This is a genomic window from Pseudomonas sp. LS_2, assembly GCF_042709235.1.
Lineage (GTDB): Bacteria > Pseudomonadota > Gammaproteobacteria > Pseudomonadales > Pseudomonadaceae > Aquipseudomonas.
On sequence record NZ_JAVAYC010000001.1, the window covers coordinates 128,482 to 151,215 of the forward strand.

The following is a 22,734-nucleotide window of genomic DNA, read 5'->3' on the forward strand; positions in this document are numbered from 1 at the left end:
GGCCGGCATTTTCAATCGCCTGGAACACCCCTGATGGTTGCCAACCTGATTCAATTTGCGACAAACCACTTCATCCTGGTTGCGATTTTCTTCGTTCTGCTGATTCTGCTGCTGGTCAACGAAATCCGTCGCGGCGGCCAGAGCCTGAGCAGTGGCCAGTTGACCGCGCTGCTTAACGCCGAGACCGGCGTGGTGATCGACATCCGCACCAGCAAGGAATTCTCTGCCGGGCACATCGTCGGGGCGCTGAACATTCCGCAGGACAAAGTCGCTGCGCGCATGTCCGAGCTGGAAAAGCACAAGGCCAAGACGCTGATCATCGTCGACAGCATGGGCCAGCAGTCCGGTGGCGTCTGCCGCGACCTGCTCAAGGCCGGTTTCACCGCTGCCAAGCTCAGCGGTGGCGTTTCCAGCTGGAAAGCCGACAACCTGCCATTGGTGAAGTGACATGAAGCCCGTCATCGTCTATTCCAGCGACTACTGCCCTTACTGCATGCGCGCCAAGCACCTGCTCGAGAGCAAGGGCGTGGCCTTCGAGGAAATCAAGGTCGACGGCAAGCCGCAGGTTCGCGCCGAGATGATCCAGAAGGCCGGTCGTACCTCGGTGCCGCAGATCTGGATCGGCAGCACCCATGTCGGTGGTTGCGATGACCTTTATGCCCTGGAGCGCGCGGGCAAGCTCGACGCCCTGCTCAAGGCCTGATTCACGCCTCTTTAGAAAATCATTAGGAAAAGGATCTGCCATGACTGACCAGCAGAACAACGGCGCAGCCGCCGAAGACACCTCCCCACAGTTCTCCCTGCAGCGCATCTATGTGCGTGACCTGTCGTTCGAAGCGCCGAAGAGCCCGCAGATTTTCCGCCAGCAGTGGGAGCCAAGCGTTGCCCTGGACCTGAACACCAAGCAAAAGGCCCTGGAAGGTGACTTCCATGAGGTCGTGCTGACCCTGTCGGTGACCGTCAAGAACGGCGAAGAAGTCGCCTTCATCGCTGAAGTGCAGCAGGCGGGTATCTTCCTGATCGCCAACCTCGATGCCGCCTCGATGAGCCACACTCTCGGCGCGTTCTGCCCGAACATCCTGTTCCCGTATGCCCGCGAGACCCTGGACAGCCTGGTGACCCGTGGTTCGTTCCCGGCGCTGATGCTGTCCCCAGTGAACTTCGACGCCCTGTACGCCCAGGAAATGCAGCGCATGCAGGAAGCCGGCGAGCTGCCGACCGTTCAGTAAGCGGTGTGCTTGTGAATGAAAAAGCGCCTTTCCAGGCGCTTTTTTGTTGGGCACATGGCGGCCCTCTCGCGGGCAAGCCTGCTCCTGCAGGTACGGCGCAAATTCTGTAGGAGCGGGCCCGCGAAAGGGCCGACGCAGAAATCTCAGGCAAACCCTTGCTGGCGCCACGCCTCGTACACCGTCACCGCCACGGTATTGGACAGGTTCAGGCTACGGCACCCAGGCCGCATCGGCAGGCGCAGGCGCTGTTCGGCGGGCAGGGCGTCCAGCACCTCGGCCGGCAGCCCGCGGCTTTCGGGGCCGAACAGGAAGGCGTCGCCCGGTTGGTAAGCCACTTCATGGAAGGGGTGCGAGCCCTTGGTGGTGAAGGCGAACAGCCTGGGCTGGCCCAGGCTTTCCAGGCATGCGGCCAAACTCTCGTGGCGTTTGAGCGTGGCATACTCGTGGTAGTCCAGACCCGCCCGGCGCAGGCGTTTGTCATCCAGTTCGAAGCCGATCGGCTCGATCAGGTGCAGGTCACAGCCGCTGTTGGCACAGAGGCGAATGATGTTGCCGGTATTCGGCGGAATTTCTGGTTGAAAGAGGATGACGTGAAACATGCACGGCTCCAGGCACGAAGATGACGAGCATTCTAACCCCGAACCCGACCGACGTTCGAAGGCCTGGCCGCGGGTGTTGGGCTCGATGGCGATCATGGGGCTGCTGGTAGGGCTGATGATCGGCCGCCTGACCAATCCCGAACCGCCCGTGCTTGAGCGTGTCGAGCAGGTGCCGGATGGCCTTGCGCTGTGGTTCAGCGATGAACCGCAGCTGCATGGCGAGAACGTGGAGGGCACCGTGGCGCTGCTGTTCCAGGCCGAAGGCAAGGCCCAGCGCGGCCAGTTGAGCCTGCAGGGCAAGCCTGCGAGCTGGCGGGTGCAGCACAGTGACGGTGGGTTGTTGCTGACGGTGCTGGCTGCGCGTCCCCTGCGGGGGGAATGGCATGCCGCAGAGGACGCCGGAGGGTGGCGTGTGCAGGTGACGCTGCACGAATAAAAGAGGGGATGTCTCGGCCTGCCTGTACCAAGGTCCCCAAAACGGGCATTACAGCGAATAAAAGAGGGGTGTCCTGGCCTGCCTGTACCAAGGTCCCCAAAACGGGTATTGCAGCGAATAAAAGTGGGGCTATCCCGGCCTGCCTGTACCGAGGACCCCGAAAAGGGAGTTGCTTTGGTTATTGCAGGGGGCGTGCCAACTTCGCGCCCCCCGTAAAACCGGGGTTTTGCGACGGTTATGCCAGGTTTTGAGGGGAATTGTGCCTTTCCGAGGTGCATCGGGCACAGGATCGGTGCATGTTTAGCCATCGTCAAAACGCATCGCGGGCAAGCCCGCTTCTACAGGGCTTGTGGCGTACCTGCAGGAGCGGGCTTGCCCGCGAATGCGTCGGTTCAGTCAGCGAGGTTTAGTGCTCATCACCCTCGTCGTCGTCCGCACCGTCGACCTTCATGCCCAGCTCCTTGATCTTGCGCGTCAAGGTATTGCGACCCCAGCCCAGCAGCACTGCCGCATCGCGGCGGCGCCCGGCGGTGTGCTTGAGCGCAGTCTCGATCATGATGCGCTCGAAGCTAGGCACGGCGCTGTCGAGCAGGCTCGATTGGCCACGGGCCAGGGCCTGGTCGGCCCACTGGCGCAGCGCCTGCTCCCAGTTGGTCACCGGGGCGGAGTCATGGGGCAGGTTGAGCAGTTCCGGTGGCAGGTCGCCAATCAGCACCTCGCGGCTGGAGGCCATCACCGTGATCCAGCGGCAGGTGTTCTCCAACTGGCGTACATTGCCCGGCCACGGCAGGTTGCGCATGAACTCCTCGGTTTCCGGCTTGAGCAGCTTGGGCTCCACCGCCAGCTCGCGGGCGGCGCGGCCAAGGAAGTGGCGCGCCAGGGCCGGGATGTCCTCGCGGCGGTCGGCCAGACGCGGGATATGAATACGGATGACGTTCAGGCGGTGGAACAAGTCTTCACGGAACTTGCCGGCCTGTACCAACGACTCCAGGTTCTGGTGGGTCGCGGCGATGATGCGCACGTCGACCTTCACCGGCACGTGACCGCCGACCCGATAGAACTCGCCGTCGGCCAGCACGCGCAGCAGGCGGGTCTGGGTGTCGGCGGGCATGTCGCCGATCTCGTCGAGGAACAGCGTGCCGCCATCGGCCTGCTCGAAGCGGCCGCGGCGCTGGTTGGCGGCGCCGGTGAACGCGCCTTTCTCATGGCCGAACAGTTCGGATTCCATCAGGTCCTTGGGAATCGCTGCCATGTTCAGCGCGATGAACGGCGCGGCCGCGCGTGGGCTGTGGCGGTGCAGGGCATGGGCGACCAGCTCCTTGCCGGTACCGGACTCGCCATTGATCAGCACGGTGATGTTGGAGTGGCTGAGACGGCCGATGGCGCGGAACACCTCCTGCATCGCCGGTGCCTCGCCGATGATCTCCGGGGTGCGGGCCAGCGCCTGGGGCACGTCGAGCGCTTGCTGTTCCTGGGCATGCTGGTTGGCACGCTTGACCAGCGACACCGCCTCGTCCACGTCGAACGGCTTGGGCAGGTACTCGAAGGCGCCGCCCTGGTACGAGGCCACCGCGCTATCGAGGTCGGAGTGAGCGGTCATGATGATGACCGGCAGGCGCGGGTGCTGTTCGCGGATCTGCGCCAGCAGGTCCAGGCCGCTGGTGCCGGGCATGCGGATGTCGGAAATGATCACGTCAGGCTGCTGGCGAGCCAGGCGGCCCATGACGCCATCGGCGCTGTCGAAGCTCTGGGTGGTCATGCCTTCTTGTTGCAGGGCTTTTTCCAGGACCCAGCGGATGGAGCGATCATCGTCGACGATCCACACGGTTTCACTTCGGCTCATGGGGCTGTGGCTCCTTGTTCCAAGGGCAGGAAGATCGAGAAGGTGGTGTGGCCGGCATGGCTTTCACACTCGATCAGGCCCTGGTGCTGACTGATGATGTTCTGGGTAATGGCAAGGCCGAGGCCGGTACCGTCCGGGCGGCCGCTGACCATTGGGTAGAAGAGGGTGTCCTGCAGTTCTGCCGGGATGCCTGGGCCGTTGTCGGTAATATCGACCCGCGCCACCAGCCGGTGGCGGATGTGCCCGATGGTGAATTGGCGCACCGCGCGGCTGCGCAGGGTAATGCGGCCCAGGCGCAGTTCGTTCTGCGCGTTGATGGCCTGCATGGCGTTGCGCACGATGTTGAGTACGGCCTGGATCATCTGCTCGCGGTCGATCAACACGTCCGGCAGGCTCGGGTCGTAGTCGCGCACCAGGGTGATGCAGCCCTGGCTTTCCGCCTCCACCAGGCTGCCGACCCGCTCCAGCACTTCATGGATGTTGGTCATGGCCAGCGAGGGCAGCTTGTTCGAGCCGAGCATGCGGTCGACCAGGTTACGCAGGCGGTCGGCTTCTTCGATGATGACGTTGGTGTAGTCGCGCAGGTTTTCCTCGGGCAGCTCGCGGGCCAGCAACTGAGCTGCGCCGCGAATCCCGCCCAGGGGGTTCTTGATCTCGTGGGCCAGGCCGCGCACCAGCATCTTGGTGGTTTCCTGCTTGCTTAGCTGGGCCTCCTCCTTGGTGATGCGCAGCAGCCGGTCGCGCGGATGCACTTCCAGCAACAGCAGGGTCTGGCCGTGGTAGAGGATCGGCGTGACGGCGTAGTCCACGGTGATGCTCTGCCCGGTGAGGGAGGTCAGCTGGGCTTCGCGCTTGGTGAACGGGTGCGCCTGTTCCACGGCCTGGCGCAGGGAGTTGAGCGCCTCGGTCGATTCGGTGAACAGCTCGCTGATGAACTGACCGTGGCTGCGCTGGCCGCTGACGGCCAGGAGCATTTCCGCCGCCGGGTTCATGTACTCGAGGCGCAGTTCGCCGTTGAGCAGCAAGGTGGCGGTGGTCAGGTTGTCCAGGAGCAGACGGTGCTGGGCATCGCTGATGGTCATGGTGCGTCGTTGACCTCTTTTGGCGCTTTTCCGGCTTGGGGCGCCCCTGGCGGGTCCAGGGGCGGGCACGCGGCTGTTCCGCTGATGCCTGGAAAATGCAAGAACCAAACCAAGGCTCCGAAAAGAAGCGGAATTTCCTGATGTGCGCCGTGAGCTGCGCGAATTCGGCTCAGAAAATACGACTGGAGCGGGTTTCATGACCTAATTTGGGGTGCATTGCAGGGCGGGCGTCCCATTAATGCACCAATATAGAGCATTGCCTGTCAGGGGCGCCTGCAAAGATTCGCCGCGGCACGTATGGCCGCCGGGCGCTGGGCGGTATCGGGTTGGCGTTGGGCCAGGGTGTCGGCCAGCAGGGTTTCGCAGTTGGCCGGAGCCTGCTGGTCGAACTCGGCCAGTTGGCGCAGTAGTTGTTCCTGCAGGCGGTCCAGTGCTGGGCGAATTTCCTCGACCAGGTCCCGGCGTGGTTTGTCTGGCGCCTCGCGAAGGTGGTGCCAGTGGCTCAGCAATTGGTACTGCACCAGCTTGTTGGCTTCGATCTGGTCGGCGAAGAACATTTCTGCGCGGTCCGCGCTCAGGCCGTACGCCGGTGCCATTGTGCGGACGTTGTCCAGCACCTGGCGTTCGCGTTCGGGCGCTTGCACCGGCTGGCCAGTGTCCCATTTGTGCAGGGCCACATCCTCGGCTATCGCAAGCCGGTGTTGCAGGGTGTCGAGCAGCGAGTCGAGGGGAGTGGCGGCGTTTGCGTGGCCGGGCAGGGCCAAGGCGCAGAGCAGGGGCAGCAGGAAAGGACGCATGGGAAGTCTCCTTCTATGGGTGAGGGCCCGAGTGTGGCGATGCGTCAGGCTACTCGCGCGTAGGTGGCTTCCGAATACCATGTGGGTATAAACAGAAACGGCCTCCCTAAGGAGGCCGTTCCGGTTTGACGCTTGCGGCGCTAGGCGCCGCTTACATCAGACGCTGTAGTACAGGTCGTATTCCAGCGGGTGAACGAAGGTGCGGACCTTGATCTCTTCTTCCGACTTCAGCTCGATGTAGGCATCGATGAAGTCGTCGGAGAACACGCCGCCCTGGGTCAGGAACGCACGGCCCTTGTCCAGCTCTTCCAGTGCCTCTTTCAGGCTGCCGCATACCTGCGGGATTTCCTTGGCCTCTTCAGGCGGCAGGTCGTACAGGTTCTTGTCGGCGGCATCGCCTGGGTGGATCTGGTTCTTGATGCCGTCCAGGCCAGCCATCAGCAGTGCGGCGAAGCACAGGTATGGGTTGGCCGCTGGGTCCGGGAAGCGCGCTTCGATGCGGCGGGCTTTCGGGCTGGAAACGTAAGGAATACGGATCGAGGCCGAGCGGTTGCGAGCCGAGTAGGCCAGCATGACCGGGGCTTCGAAGCCTGGGACCAGACGCTTGTACGAGTTGGTGGACGGGTTGGTGAAGCCGTTCAGGGCCTTGCCGTGCTTGATGATGCCGCCGATGAAGTACAGGGCGGTATCGGACAGGCCGGCATAACCGTCGCCGGAGAAGGTGTTCTTGCCGTCTTTGGAGATCGACATGTGAACGTGCATACCCGAGCCGTTGTCGCCGTACAGAGGCTTGGGCATGAAGGTAGCGGTCTTGCCGTAGGCATCGGCAACGTTGTGAACGCAGTACTTCAGGGTCTGTACTTCGTCAGCCTTGGCGACCAGGGTGTTGAACTTCACGCCGATCTCGTTCTGGCCGGCAGTCGCCACTTCATGGTGGTGAACTTCGACGACCAGGCCCATTTCTTCCATGGCGTTGCACATGGCAGTACGGATTTCGTGGTCGTGGTCGACCGGTGGAACCGGGAAGTAGCCACCTTTGACGCCTGGGCGGTGGCCTTTGTTGCCGCCTTCGACGTCGCCGTCGGTCATCCAGGAGCCTTGCTCGGAGAAGATCTTGAACATCGAGCCGGAAATATCGGACTTGAACTTGACCGAGTCGAAGATGAAGAACTCAGGCTCAGGGCCTACGAAGACGGTGTCACCGATACCGGTGGTCTTCAGGTACGCTTCGGCACGCTTGGCGATGGCACGCGGGTCGCGGTCGTAGCCTTCCATGGTGGACGGTTCGATCACGTCGCAGACCAGGATCAGGGTCGGCTCTTCGGTGAACGGGTCCAGCACGGCGGAGGTGTCATCCGGCAGCAGGATCATGTCGGAGGCTTCGATACCTTTCCAGCCCTCGATGGAGGAGCCGTCGAACATCTTGCCGATTTCGAAGAAGTCTTCGTCCAGCGCATCGCGAGCTGGCATGGTGACGTGTTGCTGCTTGCCTTTGGTGTCAGTGAAACGCAGATCGATCCACTTGACGTCATGGTCCTTGATGAGCTGAACCGACTTGAACGACTTCGACATGTTGTCCTCCGGATGGTCTAGAGCGCGGTGGGCCGCTGCCCTGGAAAAAGGGTGTTGCCGGGCGCGGATAGTCGGCCAAGCTTACCTGCCTCACAAGGGAGCAAATTGCATGCCAGTGCCCGAAAATGGCGAGTGCGGGATAAAAAGGGGCGTCTGCGGGCATTTCCAGGGGTGGCGCCGCTGAAAAGCGCACTCATAAAGGGCGATAATCATTGGCTGCGCATCATTGTGGTGCATTAAGCGGCTTCCGTGCTCTTTCTGGGGGCTTTGTGACCGATTTGACGGTGAATCGAGCTGGCGCAGGTGCCCGATATCGCGCTGCAAACCTTCTGTACAAAAGTTGCTCAAACCTTGAGCAATTTCCGCTATAATTCGCGCCCCTCATTTTCAGTAGGCCCTGGGCGCGCTGTTAAACCCATGAAACTCATCGTCAAAGTCTTCCCGGAAATCACCATCAAGAGCCGGCCGGTGCGCAAGCGCTTCATCCGCCAGCTCGGCAAGAACATCCGCGTCGTGCTCAAGGACCTCGATCCTGAGCTCGCGGTCGACGGTGTCTGGGACAATCTCGAAGTGGTCACCCGCGTCGAGGACGAAAAGATTCAGCGCGAAATGATCGAGCGTCTTACCTGCACGCCCGGCATTACCCACTTCCTGCAAGTCGAGGAATACCCCCTCGGCGATTTCGACGACATCGTTGCCAAGTGCCGGCAGCATTTTGGCCACTTGCTGGCCGGCAAGCGCTTCGCCGTGCGTTGCAAGCGCGGCGGCCACCACGACTTCACCTCGATGGACGTCGACCGCTACGTCGGCAGCCAGTTGCGCCAGCAGTGCGGCGCCGTCGGCATCGACCTGAAGGCACCGGAGGTACTGGTGCGTATCGAAATCCGCGACCAGCGCCTGTATGTCATCCACAACCAGCACAACGGCATCGGCGGCTACCCGCTGGGCGCCCTGGAGCAGACCCTGGTGCTGATGTCCGGTGGCTTCGACTCCACGGTGGCGGCCTACCAGATGATGCGTCGCGGCCTGATGACCCACTTCTGCTTCTTCAACCTTGGCGGCCGTGCCCACGAGCTGGGCGTGATGGAAGTGGCCCACTACCTGTGGAAGAAGTACGGCAGCAGCCAGCGCGTGCTGTTCATCAGCGTGCCGTTCGAGGAAGTGGTCGGGGAAATCCTCAATAAGGTCGACAACAGCTATATGGGCGTGACCCTCAAGCGCATGATGCTGCGTGGTGCCGCGCACATGGCCGAGCGCTTGCAGATCGACGCGCTTGTCACCGGCGAGGCGATTTCCCAGGTGTCCAGCCAGACCCTGCCGAACCTGTCGATCATCGATTCGGCCACCGACAAGCTGGTGCTGCGCCCGCTGCTGGCCAGCCACAAGCAGGACATCATCGACACCGCCTCTGAAATCGGCACCGCCGAGTTCGCCAAGCACATGCCCGAATACTGCGGCGTGATCTCGGTGAACCCGACCACCCATGCCAAGCGCCACCGCATGGAGCACGAAGAGAAGCAGTTCGACATGGCGGTGCTGGAGCGCGCGCTGGAGCGTGCCAAGTTCATCTCCATCGACAACGTGATCGACGAGTTGGGCAAGGATGTGGAGATCGAAGAGGTGGCCGAGGCCCTGCCGGGCCAGATCGTCATCGATATCCGCCACCCCGATGCCCAGGAAGACGAACCCTTGGTGCTGGAGGGCGTCGAAGTCCAGGCCATGCCGTTCTACGCGATCAACAGCAAGTTCAAGCAGCTCGATGGCAACCGCCAGTACCTGCTGTATTGCGACAAAGGTGTGATGAGCCGTCTGCATGCACACCACCTGCTTAGCGAGGGACATGCCAATGTGCGCGTTTATCGTCCGGCATAAGACGCCAGGGCTGTATGGCGGCAGCATCCGCCATCGCCCTCCCGACCACCGGGCCCGCTAAGCCTTAAACAGTACATATTCGCCGCCTACACTGGCGGCAACCGAATCCTCTGATCGAGATACAGTTGTGATCGAAAATCTGCGTAACATCGCCATCATCGCCCACGTTGACCATGGTAAAACCACTCTGGTCGACAAACTGCTGCGCCAGTCCGGCACCCTGGAGCGTAACGAGCTCAACGACGAGCGCGTCATGGACTCCAACGACCAGGAAAAAGAGCGCGGCATTACCATTCTGGCGAAGAACACCGCCATTCGCTGGAACGACTACCGCATCAACATCGTCGACACCCCCGGCCACGCCGACTTCGGTGGCGAAGTCGAGCGCGTGATGTCGATGGTCGACTCGGTGCTGCTGCTGGTCGACGCCCAGGACGGCCCGATGCCGCAAACCCGCTTCGTGACCAAGAAGGCCTTCGAAGCAGGCCTGAAGCCCATCGTCGTGATCAACAAGGTCGACCGTCCGGGCGCGCGTCCTGACTGGGTACTGGACCAGATCTTCGACCTGTTCGACAACCTCGGCGCCACCGACGACCAACTGGACTTCCAGGTGGTCTATGCCTCGGCCCTGAACGGCATTGCCGGTCTGGACCACACCGACATGGCCGAAGACATGACCCCGCTGTACCAGGCCATCGTCGACCACGTGCCATCCCCGAAGGTCGATGTCGACGGCCCGTTCCAGATGCAGATCTCGGCCCTGGACTACAACAGCTTCCTCGGCGTCATCGGCATCGGCCGTATCGCCCGTGGCCGCGTCAAGCCGAACACCCCGGTCGTCGCCATCGACGCCGAAGGCAAGAAGCGCAACGGCCGTATCCTCAAGCTGATGGGCCACCACGGCCTGCACCGCGTCGATGTCGAAGAGGCCACCGCCGGCGACATCGTCTGCATCAGCGGCTTCGAAGAGCTGTTCATCTCCGACACCCTGTGCGACATGAACAACGTCGAGGCGATGAAGCCCCTGACCGTCGACGAGCCGACCGTTTCGATGACCTTCCAGGTCAACGACTCGCCGTTCTGCGGCAAGGAAGGCAAGTTCGTCACCAGCCGCAACATCAAGGAGCGCCTGGACAAAGAGCTGCTGTACAACGTTGCACTGCGCGTTGAAGAAGGCGACTCGGCCGACAAGTTCAAGGTTTCCGGCCGCGGTGAGCTGCACCTGTCGGTTCTGATCGAAACCATGCGTCGTGAAGGCTTCGAGATGGCCGTAGGCCGTCCGGAAGTGATCATCCGCGAAGTGAACGGCGTCAAGCAGGAGCCGTTCGAGAACGTCACCATCGACATCCCTGAGGAATCCCAGGGCAAGGTCATGGAAGAAATGGGCCTGCGCAAAGCCGACCTGACCAACATGGCGCCAGATGGCAAGGGCCGTGTACGTCTGGAGTACAACGTACCTGCTCGCGGCCTGATCGGTTTCCGTAACCAGTTCCTGACCCTGACCAACGGTGCAGGCATCCTGACCTCGATCTTCGATCGCTACGACACCATGAAGTCGGGCCAGATGTCCGGCCGTCTGAACGGCGTCCTGGTTTCGATCGAGACCGGCAAGGCGCTGACCTACTCGCTGGAAACCCTGCAGGCGCGTGGCAAGCTGTTCATCGAGCACGGCCAGGACATCTACAACGGCCAGATCATCGGTCTGAACAGCCGTGACAACGACTTGGGCGTGAACCCGACCAAGGGCAAGAAGCTGGACAACATGCGTGCTTCGGGCAAAGACGAAGTCATCGCCCTGGTACCGCCGGTTCGCCACACCCTGGAACAGGCCCTGGAGTTCATCCAGGACGACGAGCTGTGCGAAGTCACGCCGAAGTCGATCCGTCTGCGCAAGAAGATCCTGGACGAAGGCGAGCGTACCCGCGCTGCCAAGAAAGCCAAGAACTGAGTTAGTTCAGGCGCAATGAAAACGCCCCCGGTCGAAAGGCCGGGGGCGTTTTTGTTTGTCTGCTGGTTCGGTGCTGCTTTGTTCGCGGGCAAGCCCGTTCCTACAGAATCACTGCGGTCCTTGTAGGAGCGGGCTTGCCCGCGAAGAGGCCGTTACAGGCCAAAGATCAGCGCGAGGCCACCTTGGGCTTATAGGCGCAGTACCCTGGCCGCGGCCCGACCTTGGGGTGGTTGCGGCAGGTGTCCGGGCGCTTGTCGTAAATGGTGCACAGGCGGCTCTTGCGATCCAGATAGAGGCAGTCGTCGTTGCTCATCCGGGTCAGGGTGAAGATTCCCGACTTCTGGTTGAAACGCTCGATGATGCCGTCCTTTTGCAGGCGCTTGGCGATGTTCTTCGGCGGTTCGTCTTTCTCGAACTCGTCCACCACGCCAATGCGGATCAAGTCCTTGATCTTCACTTCGACGGGCAGCGTGCAGCAGGTCGAGTGGCAACCCCCGCACATATGGCTGGCATAGCGCTGCCAGGTTTCCAGGCGGTCGACTTCGGCGGCGGCGATCAGGGTCGGTTTCATGGGGGCGGTTTTATTCTTGCAAGGCAATCACGGTTCAAGGGCGCGCGATGATACCGGAGTTGTTCAATTTGTGAACAACCTTTCGCCCGATTTACCCGGGCTGGACGAAAACCGCGAACCGTCGCTGTCGCTCCGTGTCAGAGCGTCTAGGCTGAACAATCTGCCTGCGCTTTCGCCCACTTGCCCCGAGGATGCCCCATGTCCCAGGAACCTGTAGCCCGTGACGCCAAAGCCCATGAAGCGGAAGTTGCGGCTTTTCGCGATGCGGTGCTGACCAAGCTGACCTATGCGGTCGGCAAGGACCCCGAGCATGCCTTCGACCACGACTGGTTCGAAGCCATCGCCCTGGCGGCCCGCGACCACATGGTCGACCATTGGATGGACCACACCCGGCAGGCCTACCGCCGTAGCCAGAAACGTGTCTACTACCTCTCCCTCGAGTTCCTCATTGGTCGGCTGCTGTACGACAGCCTGAGCAACCTGGGTTACCTGGAGATTGCCCGCGAGGCCCTGGAAGGCCTGGACGTCGACCTCGAGCGCATTCGCCTGCTCGAGCCCGACGCGGCGCTGGGCAACGGTGGCCTCGGGCGATTGGCGGCGTGCTTCATGGAGAGCATGTCGACCCTGGGCATCGCCGCCCATGGCTATGGCATCCGCTACGAGCACGGCCTGTTCCGCCAGGCGCTGGTTGATGGCTGGCAGCAGGAGCAGACCGAGAACTGGCTGGACTTCGGCAACCCCTGGGAGTTCGAGCGCGCCGAGGTCATCTACCCGATCAGCTTCGGCGGCAGCGTCGAAACGGTCGAAGACGCCCATGGCCAGCAGCGCCAGGTGTGGAAACCGGCCGAAACGGTGCGCGCGGTGGCCTACGACACCCCGGTGGTCGGCTGGCGTGGTGCCAGCGTCAACACCCTGCGCCTGTGGCGTGCCCGGGCCCTGGAAGAGCTGCACCTGGAGCGCTTCAATGCCGGCGACCACCTGGGCGCGGTGGCCGAAGTCGCGCGTGCCGAGAGCATCTCGCGGGTGTTGTACCCGGCCGACAGCACCGAGGCCGGCCAGGAACTGCGCCTGCGCCAGGAATACTTCTTCGTCTGTGCCTCGCTTCAGGACCTGTTGCGGCGTCACCTGAACATGCACAAGAACCTGCTCAACCTGCCCGACGCAGCGGCGATCCAGCTCAACGACACCCACCCCTCGATTGCCGTGGCCGAGCTGATGCGTCTGCTGGTCGACCAGCACGAGGTGCCGTGGGAAAAAGCCTGGGAGCTGACCGTCGGCACCCTGGCCTACACCAACCACACCCTGCTGCCCGAGGCCCTGGAAACCTGGCCGGTGGCCCTGATGGAGCGCATGCTGCCGCGGCACATGCAGATCATCTACCTGATCAACGCCTACCATATCGACGCCCTGCGGGCCAAAGGCCTGCATGATTTCGACGTGCTCCGCGCGGTGTCGCTGATCGAGGAAGACAACGGTCGCCGTGTACGCATGGGCAACCTGGCGTTCCTCGGCTCGCACAGCGTCAACGGTGTCTCGGCGCTGCACAGTAAACTGATGAAAAACACGGTGTTCGCCGAGCTGCACAAGCTCTACCCGCAGCGCATCAACAACAAGACCAACGGCATCACCTTCCGCCGCTGGCTGTACCAGGCCAACCCGCAGCTCACCGCCATGCTGGTCGAGGCCCTGGGCCGCGAGGTCCTGGACGACCCGGAAGGCAAGCTCAAGGGCTTGGCGCCGTTCGCCGACAAGGCCAGTTTCCGCAAGCAGTTCGCCGCCCAGCGCCTGCACAGCAAGCGCGCGCTGGCGAGCATCATCCAGGACCGCGTGGGCGTCACGGTGAACCCCGAGGCGCTGTTCGACGTGCAGGTCAAGCGTATTCACGAATACAAGCGCCAGTTGCTCAACCTGCTGCACACCGTGGCGCTGTACCAGGCCATGCGCAACGACCCTGGAAGCGACTGGGTGCCCCGGGTGACGATCTTCGCCGGCAAGGCGGCAGCGAGCTACCACCAGGCCAAGCTGATCATCAAGCTGGCCAACGATATCGCCCGGGTGGTCAACAACGACCCGACCGTGCGGGGGCAGCTCAAGGTGGTGTTCCTGCCCAACTACAACGTCAGCCTGGCCGAGAGCATCATCCCGGCGGCGGACCTTTCAGAGCAGATCTCCACCGCCGGCTACGAGGCGTCCGGTACCAGCAACATGAAGTTCGCGCTCAACGGCGCGCTGACCATCGGCACCCTCGATGGTGCCAACGTCGAGATGTGCGAGCAGGTGGGGGCCGAGAACATGTTCATCTTCGGCCTCACCGCCCAGCAAGTGGAGGCGCGGCGCAAGGCGGGCGATTTCGGCGCGGCAGCGGCCATCGCCAACTCGAACCGGTTGGGGGATGTGCTGCAAGCCATTCGCAGCGGGGTGTTCTCGCCGGACGACCCGGGGCGCTATGCCGGGCTGATCGATGGCTTGGTGGCCTACGACCGCTTCCTGGTGTGTGCCGACTTCGACGCCTACTGGGATGCTCAGCGCCGGGTCGACCAGCTGTGGCATACACCGCAGGAATGGTGGCGCATGGCGGTGCTCAATACCGCCAACATGGGCTGGTTCTCGTCGGATCGGACCATTCGTGAATACGCCAGCGAAATCTGGAAGGCGCTGGACTGACCCGGCCTCTTCGCGGGTAAACCCGCTCCCACAGGTACCCCACTGTCCTTGGATTCAGTGGAGTACCTGTGGGAGCGGGTTTACCCGCGAAAGCGTCGCCGCCGACCAACTGCCTGAACTCAACCCCAAAACCACCGTCTGAACCTTCGCTCGCTAGCCCGCGACACTCCCTGTAAACTGCGGGGGTTTTCCACCCCCCCTATCCTTTTCGGAGCCATACATGTCCCGCGTTACCCTGAGTCGCTATCTGATTGAGCAGACCCGCAGCAACAATACTCCTGCCGATCTGCGCTTCCTGATCGAGGTGGTGGCCCGTGCGTGCAAGGAGATCAGCCATCACGTGTCCAAGGGCGCCCTGGGCGGCGTACTGGGCAGCATGGGCACCGAGAACGTGCAGGGCGAGGTGCAGAAAAAGCTCGACGTGATCTCCAACGACATCCTGCTCGAAGCCAACGAGTGGGGCGGCCACCTGGCCGGCATGGCGTCCGAGGAAATGGACAACGCCTACCAGATCCCGGGCAAATACCCCAAGGGTGCCTACCTGCTGGTCTTCGACCCGCTGGACGGCTCGTCGAACATCGACGTCAACGTCTCGGTCGGTACCATCTTCTCGGTACTGCGCTGCCCGAACGAGTACCTGAGCCAGAACGAAACCCTCAACGAGAAAGCCTTCCACCAGCCAGGTACCCAGCAGGTCGCCGCCGGTTACGCCATCTACGGCCCGCAGACCATGCTGATCCTGACCCTGGGCAACGGCGTCAAGGGCTTCACCCTGGACCGCGAGCTGGGCAGCTTCGTGCTGACCCACGAGAACATCCGGGTACCGGAAACCACCGCCGAGTTCGCCATCAACATGTCCAACCAGCGCCACTGGGAAGCCCCGGTGCAGCGCTACGTGAGCGAGCTGCTGGCCGGTGAGACCGGCCCGCTGAAGAAGAACTACAACATGCGCTGGATCGCCTCGATGGTTGCCGACGTGCACCGCATCCTGACCCGTGGCGGCCTGTTCATGTACCCGCGCGATGCCCGCGAACCGAGCAAGCCGGGCAAGCTGCGCCTGATGTACGAGGCCAACCCGATGTCGTTCATCATCGAACAGGCCGGTGGCGCGTCCACCAACGGTTACGAGCGTATCCTCGACATCCAGCCAGACAGCCTGCACCAGCGTGTGTCGGTGATCCTTGGCTCGAAGGAAGAGGTGGAGCGCGTCACCGCCTACCACAAGGAGTAAGTCATGCTCGCACCTTGGCAGCCGTTGCTGGAGTGGTGGTTCGGCTGGGGCGCAAGCCCACAGGCCGTGGCTGACGAGAAGAACACCTTCTGGTTCGGCAAGAGCCACGATGCCGAGGTCCAGGCCCTGTTCGGCGACCTGGTCGAGCAAGCCTTGGCCGGTGGCCTCGACGAATGGCAGCAAAGCCCCCAGGGCTGGCTGGGCCTGCTGCTGCTGCTCGACCAACTGCCGCGCATGATCTATCGCGACACGCCGCGCGCCTTCGAAGGTGACCGGCGCGCCCAGGTAGTGGCCTTGCAGGGTTTGCAGAAGGGCTGGGACTACCAGTTGCTGCCGATCCAGCGGGTGTTCGTGCTGCTGGTGCTGGAGCATGCCGAGGTGCTGGATTGGCAGAACCTGTGCGTGGAGCGCTACCAGATGCTGCTGGATGAACAGCCTGAAGCTAACAAGCGGCTGTTCGAGGGCTTCTTGGACTATGCCGAGAAGCACCAGCGGGTGATTGCCCGGTTTGGGCGCTTCCCGCACCGCAACCTGGTGCTGGGGCGGCCTAGTACCAGTGAAGAGATGGACTTCCTGCTGGAGCCTGGGTCCAGATTCTAAACACAGCGGCGCCTGCTTCGCGGGTAAACCCGCTCCCACAGGTACACCACTGAATCCAAGGACAGTGGTGTACCTGTGGGAGCGGGTTTACCCGCGAAGCAGGCGCCGCTATTTTCAGATCCTGAAACTACCCACCAGGTGCTTCAACCGGTCGACCTGATGCTCCAGGTCGTTACACGCACGCAAGGTGCTCTGCAGGTTCTGCACCCCTTCCTGGTTCAGCGTATTGATCTCGGTGATGTCGACATTGATCGACTCGACCACGGCGGTCTGTTCCTCTGTAGCAGTGGCCACCGACTGGTTCATGCCGTCGATCTCGCCGATACGCTGGGTCACGCTGCCCAGGCGCTGACCGGCCTGGTTGGCGATACCGACGCTATGGTCGCTGTGCTGCTGGCTCTGGTTCATGGTGCTTACCGCCACCTGGGCGCCGGCTTGCAGTTCCTCGATCAGGCCCTGGACCTGCTGCGCCGAGTCCTGGGTACGGTGGGCCAGGTTGCGTACCTCGTCGGCTACCACCGCGAAACCACGCCCGGCCTCGCCTGCGCGCGCCGCTTCGATGGCGGCGTTCAGCGCCAGCAGGTTGGTCTGCTGGGAAATGCCGCTGATCACATCCAGTATCTGCCCGATGTTCACGGTGTGGCTGTTCAGCGTCTCGATGTTGCCGCACGAGTCGCTGATGCGCGCCGACAGCTGATTCATCACCTCGATGGTCTGCCCGACCACCTGCTGGCCTTCGATGGCCATGTCGCGGGCCGCGCTGGAGTGCTGCGAGGCAAGGGCGGCGTTCTGGGCGATTTCCTGGGCTGCGGCGCCGAGCTGGTTGATCGCGGCGGCCACGCTGCTGGTGCGGCTGGACTGCTGGTCGGCGTTGATGATCGAGGCATTCGAGGCGGTGACCACCTGCTTGGCCACGGCATTCACCTGGCCGGTGGCCGAGGCCACTTCGCGGATCGACTCGTGGATACGTTCGACGAAGCGGTTGAACGACTGCCCCAGGCTGCCGAACTCGTCATGGCCGTGGATGGTCAGGCGCCGGGTCAGGTCGCCCTCGCCCTCGGCGATGTCGTGCATGGCGCGGCCCATGACGTGCAGCGGCTCCATCAGCACGCGAATCAGCAAGCCCAGCAGGGCGGTGATCGCCAGTACCGCGATGATCGTGGCCACGAAGGCCGAGGTGCGCAGCTCGCCGAGCATGGCGTAGGCCGCGTCCTGGTCGAGCACCAGCGCAACGTACCAGTCCGCCGAAGGGACGCCCTCGACGCGGGTGAAGCTGATGAATTGCTTGCGCCCGTCGAGCGCTACCTCCGACACGCCCTTGCCGACGCGCAGGGTGTTGCCTGGGTAGACCTCGGCCAGTGGTTTGAGCGCCAACTCGCCTTTCGGGTGGACCAGCACCTTGCCATCGCCGCTGACGATGAAGGCATGGCCATGGCCTTCGAAGTCCAGGGTGTTGATCAGGTCGCTGATGGTCTGCAGGTCGGTGTCCACACCTGCCACGCCGATCAGCTGGCCGGCTTGGCGCACGGGAGTGGCCAGGGTCAAGACCAGTTTCTTCGCCGAGGCCGAGATGTAGGGTTCGGTGATGATGGTCTGGTTGGCAGCTTCTGCGGCCTTGTACCAGCCACGTGCGCGTGGGTCGTAGTCGGCGGCGCGGCTGCCCACCGGTACCGAGGTCATGCGCCCGTCCTTGCCGCCGAAGTAGGTGAGCTGGAAGTTGCTGGCGTACACCGGCAGCGCCAGGCTGCGGGCCAGGCTGTCCTTTTCCGGGCCGTCGACGGCCACTTGCTGGGCGAACGACTGCAATAGCTGGATGCGGCTTTCCAGCCAGTTGTGGATGTTGCCGGCTGTGAGGCTACCCAGTTCCTGCAGGTTGGTCTCGGTGTCGGCGCGCAGCGACTGCCGTTGGCGGTAGTCGTTGAACAGCACGAAGCAGGTGAAGGCGACAGCTACCACCAGCGCGGCGGCCACCAGGATCTTGTGGCTGAACTTGAGGTTCTTGGTCATTTTTACAAGGTCTGCGCAAAGCATTTCGGGAGGGGGTGTGGCGAACAGCCACACCGATGCATCTTGTGTCGCCCGCGATGGCTAAAACATTAGGCAGGGTCGCGCTAGCCGACCAACGGCTAGGAAAACAAAGGGCGGCGGGCAGGGAACCCGGGAGGCATTTTTCCTTCTAAGCTGTCTTCAGGTGTCTCGCCTGAGTGTCCACCGTCAGGAGTACCCCCATGTCGTTGCGTAACCTCGCCCTCTTGTCCCTGTGCGTTGCCCTGGCCGCGTGCAGCAAGGTCAACCAGGAAAACTATTCCAAGCTCAAGGCCGGCATGAACAAGGCTGAAGTCGAGCACTTGCTGGGGTCGCCCAAGGAGTGTTCCGGCGCGCTGGGCATGAGCAGTTGCACCTGGGGTGACGAGCAGAGTTTCATCAGCGTGCAGTATGCCGCTGACAAGGTGCTGATGTACTCGGGGCAGGGCCTCAAATGAGCCGTCTGCACCTGCTGCTGGTGTTGGGTGCCGCGCTGCTGCTGGGCGGCTGTGCCAGCTCCGCGACCGACCCGCTGGCGCCCAAGACCGTGGGCAATGTCGACCTCAAGAAGTACCAGGGCAAGTGGTACGAGCTGGCGCGCCTACCGATGTACTTCCAGCGTGATTGCGCGCAGTCCGAGGCGCATTACAACGCGCGGCCCGACGGCACGGTGGGTGTGCTGAACCGTTGCCGCACGCTGGATGACGAGTGGCTGCGCGCTGAAGGCAGTGCCTGGCCTCAGGAGCCGGGGCATACCGACAAACTGTGGGTGCAGTTCGATAACTGGTTCACCCGCCTGGTGCCGGGCGTGGCCAAGGCGCCTTACTGGGTGCTCTACGTGGACGAGCACTACCGCACGGCCGTGGTCGGCAGCCCCAACCGCAAGTACCTGTGGATTCTGTCGCGCTCGCCGAGCCTGCCGGCGTGGGAGCGTGAGAAGTTGCTGTCCAAGGCGCGCCAGCAGGGGTATGACACCAATCGGTTGATCTGGCGGGTGGCAGACAAGGACATCGTCGCCCGGCATTGAATTGCAGGGGGCCGTTAGCCCCGGTTCGGGCAGGCCCGCCCCTACAGGTTTTCCAGCGTTTGCGCAGGCGCCGCGGTACCTGTAGGCGCGGGCCCGCCCGCGAACCAGGGCGAAGCCCCGCGTTGTTCTTTTCGCGGGTAAACCCGCGCCCACAGGCCATCCACCTCGCCCGAGCGCAGGGGGCGACGTTTCAGCCCAGCAAGGCCTGCAAGACCTCCACGAACGCCCGGGCACTTTCCTCTTCCTGCCCATGCCGCCCCTGGCGCACTACCCACTGTCCATTGACCATCACATCACGCACCTGACGATCACCCCCGGCGAACAGCCAGCGGTTGAGAATCGCATCGCCACTCGCGCAGGCCAGGTACGGGTCTTGCCCATCCAGCACCAGCCAATCCGCGCGCTTGCCCACCGCCAGCTCACCGATCGGCTGCCCCAGCGCCTGGGCGCCACCGGCCAGTGCCGCGTCATAGAGGGTGCGCCCGACCATTGGCTGGTCGCTGCCGTACAAGCGGTTGCGACGCTGGTCGCGCAGGCGCTGGCCGTACTCCAGCCAGCGCAGTTCCTCGACCACGCTGAGCGACACATGGCTGTCGGAGCCAATGCCCATGCGACCGCCCTGGGCGAGGAAATCCACGGCCGGGAAAATCCCGTCGCCCAGGTTCGCCTCGGTGGTCAGGCACAGGCCGGCGACCGCACCGCTGCTGGCCATGGCGCGGATTTCGTCGGCTTCGGCGTGGGTGGCGTGCACCAGGCACCAGCGCTCATCCACCGGCACGTTGTCATACAGCCACTGCAAGGGGCGGCGACCACTCCAGGCCAGGCAATCGTCGACTTCTTTCTGCTGCTCGGCGATGTGGATATGCACAGGGCACTGCGCGTTGCCCGCCTTGAGCACCTCGTCGATCTGCCCAGGGGTGACGGCACGTAACGAGTGGAAACACAGCCCCAGGTGCTGCGCCGGTTGCGCTGCGAGCACTGGCGCCAGCTGCTGTTGCAGGTGCAGGTACTGGTCGGTGGAGTTGATGAAGCGGCGTTGCCCGTCGTTGGGCGCCTGGCCGCCGAACCCCGAGTGGCTGTACAGCACGGGCAGCAGGGTAAGCCCGATGCCACTGGTGCTGGCCGCAGCGCTGATGCGCCGGGACAGTTCCGCCGGGTCGGCATAGGCCTGGCCGTCGCGGTCATGGTGCACGTAATGGAACTCGGCCACCGAGGTGTAGCCGGCCTTTAGCATCTCGATATACAGCTGGCGGGCGATCACTTGCAGTTGTTCAGGCGTGATGCGCCCAACCAGGCGGTACATCAGATCGCGCCAGGTCCAGAAACTGTCATTGGGGTTGCCCGCCACCTCGGCGAGGCCCGCCATGGCCCGCTGGAACGCATGCGAATGGAGGTTCGGCATGCCCGGCAGCAATGGCCCGGCCAAGCGCTCGGCGCCCTCGGCGCTGGCATTGGTTTCGACCTTGGCCAGTTGCCCGTCGGCAGCGACTTCGAGGCGGACGTTGCTGGCCCAGCCGCTGGGCAGCAGGGCGCGTTCGGCGAAATAGGCGGACATCGCGGGGAAACCCTATTCTGTAATTTGTATATACATATACAGACGTTTGCCTGCCGGGTAAACTCCGGCAAGCTACCGTCAATCTATTGCACAAGGATGCACCGCCGTGCCGACAACTCCCGTCTCCGCGCTGGTTGCCCAGATGGGCGAAGGGCCGGCGCCGCTGTATGCCCGGGTCAAGCAGATGATCGTCCAGCAGATCGAAAACGGCAGCTGGCCGCCGCATCATCGCGTGCCCTCGGAAAGCGAGCTGGTCAGCCAATTGGGCTTCAGCCGCATGACCATCAACCGCGCCCTGCGCGAGCTGACTGCCGAGGGCTTGCTCGTGCGCATGCAGGGCGTGGGCACCTTCGTTGCCGAGCCGAAGACTCGTTCGGCGCTGTTCGAGGTCAACAACATCGCCGACGAGATCGCCAGCCGTGGCCACCAGCATAGCTGCAAGGTGATGATTCTGGCCGAGGAGGCCGCAGGCTCCGAGCGCGCCCTGGCCCTGGACATGCGCGAAGGCCAGCGGGTGTTCCACTCGCTGATCGTGCATTACGAGAACGGCGTGCCGGTGCAGATCGAAGACCGCTTCGTCAACGCGGCCATCGCCCCGGACTACCTCAAACAGGACTTCACCCGCCAGACCCCCTACGCCTATTTATCCCAGGTCGCGCCGCTGACCGAGGGCGAGCACGTGGTCGAGGCGATCCTGGCCGACCCCGACGAATGTCGCCTGTTGCAGATCGAACGCAGCGAGCCCTGCCTGCTGATTCGCCGCCGCACCTGGTCCGGCCGCCAGCCGGTGACCGCCGCGCGGCTGATCCACCCCGGTTCCCGCCACCGCCTGGAAGGACGTTTCGGTAAATGAGCCAGTTGCGCGTGTTGCGTGCCCAGGACTACCCGCGCATGCCTTGGAAGAACGGCGGTGGCTCCACCGAGGAAATCACCCGCGATGCCGGCGAGGGGTTGGACGGTTTCGGCTGGCGCCTGTCGATCGCCGATATCGAGGCATCGGGTGGGTTCTCCAGCTTCGCCGGTTACCAGCGGGTGATCAGCGTGTTGCAGGGCGATGGCATGCGTCTGTCTGTGGATGGCCGTGAGAGCCGCGAGCTGTTGCCGTTCGATGCTTTCGCTTTCAGTGGCGAAAGCCAAGTGGCGTGTGCGCTGCTGGGCGGGGCGATCCGCGACTTCAACCTGATCTACGCGCCCAGCCGTTACCAGGCGCGCTTGCAGTGGTTCGAAGGTGCTACGCGGTTGTTCAGTTCGGCGCAGACGGTGCTGGTGTTCAGTGGCGAGGCCGAACTTGAGGTGGGTATCGAAGGGCAGGGCGAGTCGCTGCTGGGGCTTTATGACTGCCTGCAACTGAGCGGTAACGCCGGTTTGTTGGAGGTTGAGGTTTCGGGGCGGTGCTGTGTGATCGAGTTGACTGATCGTCTCGCGGCTTAGGTTTGCCTTTTTGCTGTATGCCCCGGCCCTTTCGCGGGTAAACCCGCTCCCACAGGCACCCCACTGAACTCAAGAACAGTGGGGTGCCTGTGGGAGCGGGTTTACCCGCGAAAGGGCCGGCAAGATCACCTTGAAAGTTACCTGGTAACGCCCGCTCAACGCGCACCCTGTTACCGAACGCCTCAGAATGGCGCAACGCCAACTTCTGCTGAATCCCTCTCCCAATCCCCCTCGCAATTTTTCATGTTCCAC

At 63.1% G+C, this 22,734-nt stretch carries 21 protein-coding genes and 1 pseudogene; 13 read left to right on the forward strand and 9 right to left on the reverse strand.

Going from position 1 to position 22,734, the window contains the following annotated elements; genetic code table 11:
- The first annotated feature begins 33 nt into the window (after positions 1–33).
- The 3 genes from RAC97_RS00580 to secB are packed head-to-tail and all read left to right on the forward strand — an operon-like array spanning position 34 to position 1,229.
- A complete protein-coding gene (locus RAC97_RS00580) occupies positions 34–447 on the forward strand; it encodes a rhodanese-like domain-containing protein (protein ID WP_375099734.1) in 414 nt (137 codons plus the stop codon).
- A 1-nt stretch (position 448) separates the two neighbouring features.
- Positions 449–703: a glutaredoxin 3 gene (gene grxC, locus RAC97_RS00585; RefSeq protein ID WP_375099733.1), complete on the forward strand. Its 255-nt coding sequence runs from the start codon at positions 449–451 to the stop codon at positions 701–703.
- A 40-nt stretch (positions 704–743) separates the two neighbouring features.
- Positions 744–1,229, forward strand: coding sequence for a protein-export chaperone SecB (gene secB, locus RAC97_RS00590; RefSeq protein WP_375099732.1), 486 nt, complete (start codon positions 744–746; stop codon positions 1,227–1,229).
- A 143-nt stretch (positions 1,230–1,372) separates the two neighbouring features.
- Here secB and trmL read toward each other — a convergent pair whose 3' ends face one another.
- Positions 1,373–1,828: a tRNA (uridine(34)/cytosine(34)/5-carboxymethylaminomethyluridine(34)-2'-O)-methyltransferase TrmL gene (gene trmL, locus RAC97_RS00595; RefSeq protein ID WP_375099731.1), complete on the reverse strand. Its 456-nt coding sequence runs from the start codon at positions 1,826–1,828 to the stop codon at positions 1,373–1,375.
- On the opposite strand from trmL, the gene RAC97_RS00600 reads away from it, so the two are divergent.
- Positions 1,827–2,264 carry a hypothetical protein gene (locus RAC97_RS00600; RefSeq protein WP_375099730.1) on the forward strand — a complete coding sequence of 146 codons (438 nt, stop codon included), beginning with the start codon at positions 1,827–1,829 and terminating at the stop codon, positions 2,262–2,264. The two genes, trmL and RAC97_RS00600, sit on opposite strands and share 2 nt — an antisense overlap.
- Before the next feature lie 406 nt (positions 2,265–2,670).
- Here RAC97_RS00600 and ntrC read toward each other — a convergent pair whose 3' ends face one another.
- The 4 genes from ntrC to glnA form a co-directional block, all read right to left on the reverse strand.
- On the reverse strand, positions 2,671–4,107 hold the full coding sequence (gene ntrC / locus RAC97_RS00605; protein WP_375099729.1) for a nitrogen regulation protein NR(I): 1,437 nt from the start codon (positions 4,105–4,107) through the stop codon (positions 2,671–2,673).
- Positions 4,104–5,189 carry a nitrogen regulation protein NR(II) gene (gene glnL, locus RAC97_RS00610; RefSeq protein WP_375099728.1) on the reverse strand — a complete coding sequence of 362 codons (1,086 nt, stop codon included), beginning with the start codon at positions 5,187–5,189 and terminating at the stop codon, positions 4,104–4,106. The genes ntrC and glnL overlap by 4 nt, the downstream gene beginning before the upstream one ends.
- A 263-nt stretch (positions 5,190–5,452) precedes the next feature.
- On the reverse strand, positions 5,453–5,986 hold the full coding sequence (locus RAC97_RS00615; protein ID WP_375099727.1) for a chorismate mutase: 534 nt from the start codon (positions 5,984–5,986) through the stop codon (positions 5,453–5,455).
- 156 nt (positions 5,987–6,142) lie between these two features.
- On the reverse strand, positions 6,143–7,558 hold the full coding sequence (glnA, locus tag RAC97_RS00620; RefSeq protein ID WP_375099726.1) for a glutamate--ammonia ligase: 1,416 nt from the start codon (positions 7,556–7,558) through the stop codon (positions 6,143–6,145).
- Between the two features lie 417 nt (positions 7,559–7,975).
- On the opposite strand from glnA, the gene thiI reads away from it, so the two are divergent.
- Together thiI and typA are read left to right on the forward strand one after the other, a co-directional pair.
- Positions 7,976–9,430 (forward strand): tRNA uracil 4-sulfurtransferase ThiI, encoded by a 1,455-nt coding sequence (thiI, locus tag RAC97_RS00625; RefSeq protein ID WP_375099725.1) that lies wholly within the window; start codon positions 7,976–7,978, stop codon positions 9,428–9,430.
- Between the two features lie 127 nt (positions 9,431–9,557).
- Positions 9,558–11,378: a translational GTPase TypA gene (typA, locus tag RAC97_RS00630; protein ID WP_375099724.1), complete on the forward strand. Its 1,821-nt coding sequence runs from the start codon at positions 9,558–9,560 to the stop codon at positions 11,376–11,378.
- Positions 11,379–11,544: 166 nt separating this feature from the next.
- Here the strand turns inward: typA and RAC97_RS00635 are convergent, their stop codons facing one another.
- Positions 11,545–11,949 (reverse strand): YkgJ family cysteine cluster protein, encoded by a 405-nt coding sequence (locus RAC97_RS00635; protein ID WP_375099723.1) that lies wholly within the window; start codon positions 11,947–11,949, stop codon positions 11,545–11,547.
- 198 nt (positions 11,950–12,147) lie between these two features.
- On the opposite strand from RAC97_RS00635, the gene RAC97_RS00640 reads away from it, so the two are divergent.
- The 3 genes from RAC97_RS00640 to RAC97_RS00650 all read left to right on the forward strand — a co-directional run bounded on the left by RAC97_RS00640 (position 12,148) and on the right by RAC97_RS00650 (position 16,444).
- Positions 12,148–14,613 (forward strand): glycogen/starch/alpha-glucan phosphorylase, encoded by a 2,466-nt coding sequence (locus RAC97_RS00640; RefSeq protein ID WP_375099722.1) that lies wholly within the window; start codon positions 12,148–12,150, stop codon positions 14,611–14,613.
- 220 nt (positions 14,614–14,833) lie between these two features.
- Positions 14,834–15,844 carry a class 1 fructose-bisphosphatase gene (locus RAC97_RS00645; protein ID WP_375099721.1) on the forward strand — a complete coding sequence of 337 codons (1,011 nt, stop codon included), beginning with the start codon at positions 14,834–14,836 and terminating at the stop codon, positions 15,842–15,844.
- Between the two features lie 3 nt (positions 15,845–15,847).
- Positions 15,848–16,444 (forward strand): DUF924 family protein, encoded by a 597-nt coding sequence (locus RAC97_RS00650; RefSeq protein WP_375099720.1) that lies wholly within the window; start codon positions 15,848–15,850, stop codon positions 16,442–16,444.
- 114 nt (positions 16,445–16,558) lie between these two features.
- Here the strand turns inward: RAC97_RS00650 and RAC97_RS00655 are convergent, their stop codons facing one another.
- Positions 16,559–17,191, reverse strand: coding sequence for a methyl-accepting chemotaxis protein (locus tag RAC97_RS00655; protein ID WP_377748210.1), 633 nt, complete (start codon positions 17,189–17,191; stop codon positions 16,559–16,561).
- Positions 17,192–17,413: 222 nt separating this feature from the next.
- Positions 17,414–18,475 (reverse strand): annotated as a pseudogene (locus RAC97_RS00660) (cache domain-containing protein); the annotation flags it as partial.
- A gap of 197 nt (positions 18,476–18,672) precedes the next feature.
- On the opposite strand from RAC97_RS00660, the gene bamE reads away from it, so the two are divergent.
- Both bamE and RAC97_RS00670 read left to right on the forward strand, forming a co-directional pair.
- On the forward strand, positions 18,673–18,927 hold the full coding sequence (bamE, locus tag RAC97_RS00665; RefSeq protein WP_375099719.1) for an outer membrane protein assembly factor BamE: 255 nt from the start codon (positions 18,673–18,675) through the stop codon (positions 18,925–18,927).
- On the forward strand, positions 18,924–19,496 hold the full coding sequence (locus RAC97_RS00670; protein WP_375099718.1) for a lipocalin family protein: 573 nt from the start codon (positions 18,924–18,926) through the stop codon (positions 19,494–19,496). Before bamE ends, RAC97_RS00670 begins: the two co-directional genes overlap by 4 nt.
- A gap of 190 nt (positions 19,497–19,686) precedes the next feature.
- On the opposite strand, the gene RAC97_RS00675 is transcribed toward RAC97_RS00670, so the two are convergent.
- Positions 19,687–21,051 (reverse strand): formimidoylglutamate deiminase, encoded by a 1,365-nt coding sequence (locus RAC97_RS00675; protein ID WP_375099717.1) that lies wholly within the window; start codon positions 21,049–21,051, stop codon positions 19,687–19,689.
- A 142-nt stretch (positions 21,052–21,193) separates the two neighbouring features.
- On the opposite strand from RAC97_RS00675, the gene hutC reads away from it, so the two are divergent.
- Together hutC and RAC97_RS00685 are read left to right on the forward strand one after the other, a co-directional pair.
- Positions 21,194–21,904 (forward strand): histidine utilization repressor, encoded by a 711-nt coding sequence (hutC, locus tag RAC97_RS00680; RefSeq protein ID WP_375099744.1) that lies wholly within the window; start codon positions 21,194–21,196, stop codon positions 21,902–21,904.
- Entirely contained in the window at positions 21,901–22,482 is a 582-nt protein-coding gene (locus RAC97_RS00685; protein ID WP_375099715.1) for a HutD family protein, read from the forward strand. The genes hutC and RAC97_RS00685 overlap by 4 nt, the downstream gene beginning before the upstream one ends.
- The last annotated feature ends 252 nt before the right edge of the window (positions 22,483–22,734 follow it).